At 66.6% G+C, this 9,433-nt stretch carries 8 protein-coding genes and 1 pseudogene; all 9 read right to left on the minus strand.

The annotated features are described in order from the left end of the window. Positions 1-92: 92 nt before the first annotated feature. Positions 93-2,921 carry a TraI/MobA(P) family conjugative relaxase gene (gene traI, locus FHS48_RS19605; RefSeq protein ID WP_184266627.1) on the minus strand — a complete coding sequence of 943 codons (2,829 nt, stop codon included), beginning with the start codon at positions 2,919-2,921 and terminating at the stop codon, positions 93-95. Positions 2,922-2,932: 11 nt separating this feature from the next. Then, complete coding sequence (locus tag FHS48_RS19610; RefSeq protein WP_184266630.1) at positions 2,933-3,301, minus strand: ribbon-helix-helix protein, CopG family; 369 nt, start codon at positions 3,299-3,301, stop codon at positions 2,933-2,935. 115 nt (positions 3,302-3,416) lie between these two features. Then, a complete protein-coding gene (locus tag FHS48_RS20360) occupies positions 3,417-5,858 on the minus strand; it encodes a zincin-like metallopeptidase domain-containing protein (RefSeq protein ID WP_260402609.1) in 2,442 nt (813 codons plus the stop codon). Next, positions 5,851-6,102, minus strand: coding sequence for a hypothetical protein (locus FHS48_RS19625; RefSeq protein WP_184266633.1), 252 nt, complete (start codon positions 6,100-6,102; stop codon positions 5,851-5,853). Before FHS48_RS19625 ends, FHS48_RS20360 begins: the two co-directional genes overlap by 8 nt. A 3-nt stretch (positions 6,103-6,105) precedes the next feature. Continuing rightward, positions 6,106-6,522, minus strand: a complete 417-nt coding sequence (locus tag FHS48_RS19630) for a hypothetical protein (RefSeq protein ID WP_184266636.1) — start codon at positions 6,520-6,522, stop codon at positions 6,106-6,108. Beyond that, the gene (locus FHS48_RS19635; protein WP_184266639.1) at positions 6,519-6,731 is read right to left on the minus strand and encodes a hypothetical protein; all 213 of its coding nucleotides are present in this window, start codon (positions 6,729-6,731) and stop codon (positions 6,519-6,521) included. The genes FHS48_RS19630 and FHS48_RS19635 overlap by 4 nt, the downstream gene beginning before the upstream one ends. After that, positions 6,691-8,799, minus strand: coding sequence for a type IV secretory system conjugative DNA transfer family protein (locus FHS48_RS19640; RefSeq protein WP_260402610.1), 2,109 nt, complete (start codon positions 8,797-8,799; stop codon positions 6,691-6,693). Before FHS48_RS19640 ends, FHS48_RS19635 begins: the two co-directional genes overlap by 41 nt. Further along, complete coding sequence (locus FHS48_RS19645; protein ID WP_184266641.1) at positions 8,796-9,227, minus strand: hypothetical protein; 432 nt, start codon at positions 9,225-9,227, stop codon at positions 8,796-8,798. The genes FHS48_RS19640 and FHS48_RS19645 overlap by 4 nt, the downstream gene beginning before the upstream one ends. Beyond that, a pseudogene (locus tag FHS48_RS19650) lies at positions 9,224-9,433 on the minus strand (CpaF/VirB11 family protein); the annotation flags it as partial. The pseudogene FHS48_RS19650 and the gene FHS48_RS19645, both read right to left, overlap by 4 nt.

Consider the following 9,433-nt stretch of genomic DNA (forward strand, 5'->3'; position numbering starts at 1 on the left):
CCATGGTAAGCCTCCGGCTGTTTACCAGAGTGACTCATATTCCGCCGATTTTGGGAATCCCCTCCGTGAGTCAACGTCACTACAGTTTGGTATCACATCCCCCGCCCCAGCACCGTGCCCCGGCCCTGCCGCATCGGCAGGGTGAGGGCGGTCAGGGCCTTGCGCAGGGCGGCTTTCTGCTTGGCGTCCGGGGCGTCAAAGCCCTTGGTCTGGGGTATCGCCAGATCCTTCCCGGCCAGCAGCACGGGGCGGCCCCGGTCGTGCAGGGCTTTCGCCAGATCCTCCGGCCTGCCGGTGGTCAGTATCACGGTGGCGGTGGTTTCGCGGTGCAGGGTCACGGCTTCGGCCAGAGACCGCGCCACGACCACCGGGCCGGTGGAGCCTTTCTTTTCCCAGCCGCCGACAACATGGGTCAGCGGCTGCGGGGCCGGAGCGGCTCCCTTGCCCGCCTTCTCCGGGGTAGGCTGGCCGGTGACGGTGTGAAGGGGCTCACCATCGGCAGACACCACCAGCACCCCGGACAGGCGCTGATGCCCGTTGCGCAGGGGCACAAGGATCTTTCCATCGTCGCTGATCCGCACCCCGCGCCGCAGGGTGCCCACCGCCATCACCGGGTGATCGGTGCGGTCCGGGGCATGGCCGGAACGCCATGCCTGCCATACCGCGTCCTTGGTGGCGTCGGCCAGCGTATCGCGCAGCACCTCGGCGGTCTTGGGCTGGGTCAGGTCGGCATAGGACACCCGCCGCCCGGAGGGCGTTACCGGGGCCACCAGCGGCAGCCCCGCCGCTTGGGCCTGTTCGCGGTTGCTGCGGGTGTCATCCATGGCGATGACAAGGGAGGCATTGGGCCACTTGGACTTCACTGCTTCAGCGGTGGCCTGCCAGTCGGCAGGATCCTGCACCGCCAGCACCGGCAGGCGGGTGGCCCGGTGCAGGGCGGCGGCGGTCGGGTAGTCCTGCGCCAGCAGCACCGGCCTGTCTGTGCCGAGTTCCCGCAGCGGATCAATCATCGCCACCAGTGGTCCCCGTGCCAGGTTCACGGTCTGGGAGGGAGCTTCCCCCGGTCGGAGCATGGCCACGCCTTCCAGTCTCCCGGACAGGGTGCGCAGCGGCACCAGCAGGCTGCCCGTGTCGTCTTCGCGGCAGCCGTAGGACTGGACGCCCTGCGCCGCCAGAACCGGATTATCCCGCCCGGCGGGGCGTTGGCTGCTGTCCCACAGCAGCATCGCCTTGTCTTCCACCGCCCGGGCGCAGCGGCTGCGCAGCTCCGCCGGGGCGAGGGTGGACGGCAGGGCAAGGCCGGTGCCCTGTTTCCGCGTGATCACGGTGGCTTTGGCGTGATAGCGGGCCGACAGCGCCGCCGCCACAGCAGACAGATCCGCCTCACAGCGGGCAACCGCCACCGCTGCCCCGGTGGCCTGTGCCAGCGCCACCGCTGAAGGATAGTCAGCGGTCACCAGCACCGGGGCCTTGGGTGCGGCCCGCTGGCTGCTGGACCGCTCCTGAAGGGTACGTCCGGGGTCGATCAGGTGCAGGCTGTCGCGGCTGACCGGGCCGATGGTCAGGGTACTGCCATCCTTGGCCACCAGCAGCACCCCTTCAATCCGTCCCTGTGCCCGCCCCTGTGAGCTGCGGAACGGCACGATCAGATTGCCCAGATCATCGACCTTCACCCCGGCGCTGCCCAGCCGGGATTTCTCCGCCCACGCGGGCCGGGCAGTGGTCTGTTGCCACGGCGTGGCATTGCGCCAGACCCGGAGCGCTGCCAAGGAGGCCTCACTGATCCGGGCCGGGCGGTGAAAGGGATCCGACGACGGCAGCAGAATGGTCAGGGCCTCGCGGTGCGCCAGCAGCACCACGGCGGCCAGCGGGTCACTGTAGGCTTCCACCAGAATGAAGCTGGCCCATGTCCGCAGGGCGCGGTCGAGGCCGCCGGACCTGCGGACGGCCCGCTGGCGCTGCCGGTAGTGCCGCCACAGCCGGGGGGTGCCGGTGGTGCGGTCGAGCGGACGCGGGCGGTAGCCCTTGCCGGGCGGTGGTGTCGGCTGGGCAGACAGGCCGGGGGGCGGGAGGACGGTTTCGGTGTTCAGGGCCGGACCTTTCGGGGCCAGCTCCTGCCGGGGCTGATAGGCTCCCAGCCGCTTTTCCAGCGCCGCCTTGCTGCACGAGCGGTCAAAGGCGCTGGCCTTCATGGTCTGACCATCGTCAGAGGCAAACACCATGCCCGCGCCCTGGGGTTTGATCTGCACCCGGTGCCGGGCCAGCGTCTCGTGTAGGTCCTGCCATGTTCCCGCCTGCTGGATTTCCGGCAACAGGGTTGCGCGGTTGTCGGTCAGCCAGCGCTGGAACGAGACTTCCCATGTGCGGGCCTCGTGATCCTTGGCAGCAGGCGACAGGCCGGGGGCCTGCGTCAGGTCACGGTCAGACATGCCGCGGTCCACCGCCAGCCCATATTTGCGTTCCATCTCCCGGCTCACCCGTTCCAGAATCTTGAAGTCGCGGAACGGAGTGAGAACCCGATGGGTCTGCGGATGCACCTTGTTGATGCCAACATGCATGTGGAAGTTATCGGTGTTGATGTGGGTGCCTGCCACGTACTGATGACCCTCAAAGCCAAGGGCGGTGACAAAGCTGTTGGCAATATCCTTCAGGGCGGCGTCGGTCAGCTTGTCGCGGTCGGAATCACGGAAGGACACCACCAGATGATAGGTCTTGTCCTTCACCTTGGGCTTCTTCTGCCGCACCGCCTCAATCTCGGCCAATGCCGCCGGAAGGTCGTCGAGGGTTTCCCCGGCGTTGCAGTTGCCGATCCAGAACCTGTCCAGCTTCTCGCCTGCCTCCGGCGCGGCGCTGATGTAGGTGCCCAGACGGGTGAAGCTGTCGGCCACATCGGCCTTTTTAGCGATCTTCTTGGCGATCATTGGGCCAGCCCTCAGGCAGACGGTGTGCGGCGTGGCTGAAGGGTGTCGCGCAGGACCACCGCCAGATCCTTCAGCTCTGCCTGCCGGGTGCTGAGGTCGGCAATCAGCGCATGCAGCGCCGCTGTCAGGTCCGGGGCGTCGGTTTCGGCCAGCGCCATCCGTTGCAGGTTGCCGAGACGGGCCAGATCGGCGTTGACCTTCATCATCTCGGTGATGGCGTCCCAGCCCTGAAAGGTCTGCTGCGACGGCAGCGGCAGATTGTGCAAGAGCCGCCGGAAGACTTCCGAGCGGGACAGGCGGGACTGTTCACACAGTTCGTTCAGGCGGGCCTCGTCATCGGCATCGAGGAGGACTTTGGCGAAGGGCTTTGCTGACGGCATGGGTCGGGTCCGTTGATGGGGGAAAAAGGGGACCGCCACCGGTTTACGAGAGGGCAGCGGTCCCAAGGGGGGCGGCAGGCATGGCACACAGCCCGCCGCCGGGGTTCGACATGACTTACAGGCCGAGGGACAGACCGATGCCGGAGCGCCGGGCCGGTTGCTGTGTGCGGTTCTGGCTCTGGTCCTGCTTCAGGGTTTTGTCCTGCTGCGCCCCAAGGCCGAGGGCCTGCCGCAGGGCCGGGGTGACGGCTTCCTTGCCACGCACGGCGGCGAAGTCGTTCCAGTCGGTCAGGCCCTGTTGCCGTTCCGCCTGCGTGAACGGCGGGACCGCCACCTTGGCCCCGGTCAGGGTGGCGGCCTTCTGTGCCGCCTCAAGGCCGGGGTTCTTTCCATATTTCAGGGCGGTTCCGGCGTCGTCATCGGCGGCGATCACCAGCCGGAGGCCGGGGTCCTGCTTTTGCAGGGCTTCCGCCACCTTTGGCAGGTTGCCGCTGTTGTAGGCCACCACCACCGGCAGGCCGGTGGCCTCGTGGAGGGTGGCGGCGGTGGCGTAGCCTTCGGCGATCACCGTCGGCCCGCCCCGGTTGCCCTCTATCCGGTGCATCAGGCCATCCATTTTCCCGTCCTTGAGGAAGCGCTTTTCCCCGTCGTCCTTGATGAACTGGATGTTCCACACCTCGCCGTTGGCATCCCGGCACGGCACCATCAGTGATCCGTCCTCATGCCGCTTCAGGCCGTGGGCCTGTACCTGTTTGCGCTCCAGATAGGGGTGACTGCCCTCAAGGGGTTTGCCGCGCATCAGCAGATCCGCCGCCAGCCGGGCCTTTCCGGCCTGCCGGGCGTCCAGCTCCTGCTTCTCCCGGGCCTCCCGGGCGCGGGAGTCGGCCTTCAGCTGCTCCAGCTCCGCCGGATCAAGGCGGTGGCCGGTGGCGATCCACTTTTCCGGTTCTCCCATCGTTTTGTAATTGCGGATCAGCCCGGAGGGTCTGCCGTCGAGATGGGCCTTGTAGGCTCCGTTCAGATCCTTGCCCCTGTCGTCATGCAACGGCACCCGGTGCCATTGGCCGTCCATCTGCGGCAGGCCGTCGATCTTCAGGCCATGGGCAGCGGCGGCGGCGGCAAACTCCGCCATCGGATCGATGCCGTCCGGCTGCCGCCGGGGCTGGTCGGCCTTGGGCAGCCACTGGGCCAGACCCTCCGGATTGATGCCGGGCGGGGCATACCATGCCTTCGCCTTGGCATCCCAGCGGGCACCGGCCTTCTTGGCCATGTCCTTTTCCTTGAACGGCACCGCCAGCCAGATCCGCTGTCCCGGTTCGGTCTGGACGACGGGAGAAAGAGCCGGCTCTTTTTGCAGCTCCGCCGCCCGCTCCCGAAGATAGGCTTCCAGCACCGTGCCGCCGACACCGTAGAGGGTGAAATCACGGGGCCGCATCTGCCGCTGGATATCGGAAACCGGGGTGTCCTTGGTGACATCGGCGGCCCCGAACAGGCCGTTGCGATCCGTATAGATGACCTCCGTACCTGCCGGAACCACCGGATCAAAGGCGGCTGTCAGGGTCTTGGAGGAACCCTGTTCCGGGGTCTGGGTCAGTCCGGTTTCCTGTTTCTGGTTCTGGTCCATGCTGATACGGGCCTCCACGGCTTGCCGCAGTTCGGGGCGCAGGTCGGGCTGGGTAATCCACGTCTGGATGGTTTCGGCGTCACGGGCGGCCTGAAACAGCAGGTTCCTGTCATCCTTCAGGGCCGATAACCAACTGCCGACATAGGCGGCATGGCGCTCCGGATTGTGGCCGAGGCCGAGGCTGGTATTGACCATGTAGGCGGCCATTTCCGCCCGCAGCTCCTCACGGGCGTAGTTTTCCGAGCCGAAGCCGCCGCTCATGTCGCGGGCCAGACGGCTGGGGTGGCCGGTGGCATGGGCCAGCTCATGCAGGGCGGTGGCGTAGTACTCTTCCGCGCCCCGGAACGTCTCACGCGGCGGCAGGTGAATGCGGTCGGAACCGGGACGGTAAAAGGCGCGGTCGTGCTGGTCGTGGCGGATCTCCACGCCCCCGGCGGCCAGCAGCTTTTCGGCCTCGGCCAGCGGCTGGAACGCCGGATCCATGGTTTTCGGTCGATGCGGCTCCAGCCCCTCAATCTGGGAGCCGTTGAAGACGGTGGCCCGGAACACGCGGGGCCGTTCCAGCTCGTAGCTGGTGGTTTTCGGTCTGCCGTCCTCAGCCAGAACCGGCTTGCCGGAGGCATCAAGGAGCGGCTTGGTTTCGGAGCGCTGCCAGTATTCGATCTGACAGCCGCGTTCGCCTTTGCGCACCTGTGCGCCGACGGACTGGGCCTGTTTATAGGTCATCCAGCGCGGATCAGCGTAGCCATGGGTTTCCAGCCACACCGCGTTCATGCCGCGATAGGGCTTGCCGGTGGTGGGGTTCATCGGCTGTTCGCGGTATTCGCCCGGTTTCCACGGCTTTTGCCATGGCGCGGTGCCCGCTTCGATGTGGCGGAGCATCTCCGCCACCACCCGGTCGCGGAACGGGATCTTCTCGGGGGTGTCAGCCATGGCTGCCGTCCTCCCCGTCGTTATCCCCATAGGGATTGAAGCAGGCGTCCAGCGCGTCTTCGGGGCTGAGGGCGTCGTCCTCGAACGCTCCCATCGCCTCGGCAATGTCGGGATCCACCGCCACCGGGGCGGTGTCGGCGGCGCGGTCGATGATGCGGGCGGCAACCGCCATCGCCTCCCGCTCCCGGTCGGCGGCGATCAGGGCTTCAAGGTCGGTCTGAGTGTCAAAGAGAGGGTTGGTCATGGATCAGTTCTTTCGTTCGGTGTGCATCCGGACACGCCGGGCAAGCCGGGCAAGGGCCGGAACGTGCTGGATCAGGTCGATGAAAACCGCGCCGATGGCGGCAGTCAGGCGGGGCATGAAAATCACGCGCCCGGTCAGCGCCGAGAAAACCCCTGACCACAACAGCCAGATGCCGGTCCCTGCGACGGCACACCGCCAGAGCAGGGAAACCGGTTCGGTCGGGCCGAGAACTGTTGTGCCGGAGGTGTCGGTGATCTGGACGATGAGCGGGATGTCATTGGCTTGCAGGCCTATCAGTGTCAGCAGGACACCCAGACCGGCCCCTGTGATGAGGATGCTTATCGTGTCCAGCAGGCCGTTCCAGCTGATGGCCGCAGTGTGTCGGGCGATGGATTTCAGGGTGGGAGACAGTGGTTTCATGATCCTGCCTTTCTGATGGTCCGTGGCGGGTGCGGGTGATCTGCGGCGAGGGCCAGCAGGGTGAGATGGCCGACGATGACGCGCAGGGTGGTGTCGCGGGTCACGTCCGGGGCTTCCTGCATGGCGATGGCCTGCTGATGGACGTAGAGGGCGACGGGATGGGCCGGATCAGCCGGGGCGGCGGCCAGCCGGTTGATGTGGGCGGCCACCCGGATCAGCCCGCCGGACAACAGGGCCCGGACCCCGGTCACCGTCGCCGCCGGGTCGGTCGGGGCCGCCGCTTCCGCCGGATGCGGGCCGGGGGGCAGCGTCTGCGACAGCATCAGGGCGGCCAGCCAGTCGATGGCCTGCCGGTTGACCGGGCCGAGGTCCGCCGGGGCGAGGCCCTGTAGGCCGAGCAGACGGGCGGCCTCGGTGTGGTAACGGTCGATCAGGGCTGTGGGCATGGGGCTCTTCCTTCGGCAGGGCCAGCGGCTTGAACGGCGGGGCGGCGGGGGCAGGCATCTGCGCCCGCTCCAGCAGCGTTTTGTCTTGGAAGTACAGGTATTGGGTGCCCCGGATCGGGGGGCGTCCGGTCAGGAGGGTCAGCACCTCGCCGGGGGTGACGGTGCCGTCGTCGTTTTCCTGAATGGCCCGCAGGCGTCCGGCCTCGTCAGGGGTCAGCAGGGCACGGCCAGTTTCCTGAAGGCTGTCGGACATCCGCCCGCCCTTGCCGTCAGAGGCCGAGCGGCGGCTTTGCACGATGGTGGTCTTACCGACCAGCTTGGAGACCATTTCCGCATCAGAGTCAGCACCTTCATTCGGGGCAAAGGCGATGCGGACGTTACAGTTCGCCATGAAGCCGTTGTTCTTGCCGTAGACGGCTTCCAACTGGCCGGTGTTCTGAATGATCAGAAAGAGCTTCAGCCCATATCCGGCAACAAAGGTGATGCCCTTTTGCAGCACGTCGATTTTGCCGATGGCCGGGAACTCATCGAGCATCAGCAGCAGGCGGTGGCGGTAGCTTTTGACCGATTTGCCGCCCTTAAACTCCATCTTCTCGGTCTGCCGCCCGATGATCTGGGTCAGCACGATCCGCATCAGCGGACGGGTGCGGGCAATGTCAGAGGGCGGCACCATCAGATAGAGGGCGGCGGGGTCGTCGCCGTTCATCAGGTCCTCCACCGTCCAGTCACTGGCCCCGGTGTTGGCGGCGATGATCGGATCCGCCCACAGGCCCAGACCGTTGACCGCCGAGGAGTGGACGCCGGAGCGTTCGGTGTGGACCTTCTTCAGCATGCCGCCGATGCCGGTGCGCACCGCATCGTCAATCACCGGATCGCCGTGTTTGAAGGTGGCCATCTCCTTCAGCAGTTTTTCAAAGTCGGCCGAGAACAGGGCGGCCAGATCCTCCTCCCCGGTGTTGACCGGCAGCGGCGGCACCTTGCTCAGAAACCGCCGCACATCGGCCAGATTGGCACGGCGTTTGTCGGTGAGGTGAACCCGGTAGACGACGTGCAGGATGGAGGTGGTCAGCCAGCTCCAGCCTTCCTTCATCCAGTGGTCGGACAGGCCCTTGCCGTCGGGGTCAACGATGATGGAGGCGATGTTCTGGCAGTCGGCAATGTCCCGCCCGCTGCCGATGCGGATTTCCGCCAGCGGGTTGTACCGCGAGCAGCCCTCGGTGGAGGTGGGATCAAACTTCAGGATCCGGTGGCCGAGGCTGGCCCGCCACCCGGCGGTCAGGGCGTGGTTTTCGCCCTTGATGTCCAGCACGATCACGCTGTCCTGCCATGACAGCAGGGTCGGCAGGATCAGCGACACCCCCTTACCGCTGCGGGTGGGGGCGAAGCACATCACATGCTCCGGTCCGATGTGGCGGAGCTGGTGATGGGTCTTGCCCTGTTTCCAGCCGCCGACCACCGCGCCGGTCTGTGCCTTCTTCGACAGCAGGCGGGAGTGTTTGACATCCTTGAACGTCGCCCAGCGGGCGGAGCCGTGCAGGTCCTTGGACCCGAACGCTCCGTGCAGGGTGCGGTTGCGGGCCTGCCGCATGATCAGGGCAATAGCCAGCAGCAGCACCAGCCCGCCGATCAGGCAGCCCTGCGCCGCCCACACCATCGGCTGAGGCAGGCCCGCCGGATGCAGCAGGCTGGCGATCAGCCATTTCCACCACTGCACATCGCGGGGGTCGAACCCGATCTGCCACCACCACAGCCCCCACAGGCAGCCGAGGGCCAGCAGGGCGGCCCCGGCCAGCAGCAGCCGTTCCAGCAGGCGTTCAGAGAGGGCCATCATGGCAGATCCTCCCCGGGATCGGCAGGCGTCAGGGCCGAGGCGAGGGCCTGAAGGTCGTGGTCAATCCGGCGGCGGCGGATCCAGAAATGCCAGAGCCGCCGCAGGCCGGTGTCCAGACTTTCAAGGGACGATGCGGTCACGGCGTACTGGAGAACACCATCCGAGCAGAAACGGGCCTCAAGGCTCCAGTACCGGTGCGTCCGGTCTGACAGGTACAGGGCATGGAGGATGGTCTGTACCTCCCATGCCTCTGCCTCGGTGCTGCGGAACAGGACATAGGGGGTAGACAGCCGGGTGGCATGACCGGCGCAGGAGGCGACGGTTGTGATGCCCCGGCGTCTGAGGCTGTCAACCAGTGGCCGGATCTGCGGTTCAATGGGGGCCTTTTTCCAGTCATCGCGTCCGCAGGCGGGAGAGGTCTGTGTCATGGCAGGTCCTCCCGGCCATGCCGCATCACATAGCGGTTGGCGCGGACTTCCCAGATGTCCGTAATGCGACGCATGCCGTCTTCCGACCGGCGGATCTGCACCACCACATCCACCAGATCGGCCAGAAATTCCGGGATGTCGGCCATGTCGCCGCCCGCCCAACTGATGTTCTGGACGAACTTGCGGTGGATCACCTGTTCAGGAGA

Origin of the sequence: Novispirillum itersonii, from assembly GCF_014205675.1 — a bacterium.
Classification (GTDB): domain Bacteria; phylum Pseudomonadota; class Alphaproteobacteria; order Rhodospirillales; family Rhodospirillaceae; genus Novispirillum; species Novispirillum itersonii_A.

Excerpts from the sequence above, each read along its gene's own strand:
- traI (WP_184266627.1), bottom strand. The coding sequence starts at position 2,921 with ATGATCGCCAAGAAGATCGCTAAAAAGGCCGATGTGGCCGACAGCTTC.
- FHS48_RS19610 (WP_184266630.1), bottom strand. The coding sequence starts at position 3,301 with ATGCCGTCAGCAAAGCCCTTCGCCAAAGTCCTCCTCGATGCCGATGAC.
- FHS48_RS20360 (WP_260402609.1), bottom strand. The coding sequence starts at position 5,858 with ATGGCTGACACCCCCGAGAAGATCCCGTTCCGCGACCGGGTGGTGGCG.
- FHS48_RS19625 (WP_184266633.1), bottom strand. The coding sequence starts at position 6,102 with ATGACCAACCCTCTCTTTGACACTCAGACCGACCTTGAAGCCCTGATC.
- FHS48_RS19630 (WP_184266636.1), bottom strand. The coding sequence starts at position 6,522 with ATGAAACCACTGTCTCCCACCCTGAAATCCATCGCCCGACACACTGCG.
- FHS48_RS19640 (WP_260402610.1), bottom strand. The coding sequence starts at position 8,799 with ATGATGGCCCTCTCTGAACGCCTGCTGGAACGGCTGCTGCTGGCCGGG.
- FHS48_RS19645 (WP_184266641.1), bottom strand. The coding sequence starts at position 9,227 with ATGACACAGACCTCTCCCGCCTGCGGACGCGATGACTGGAAAAAGGCC.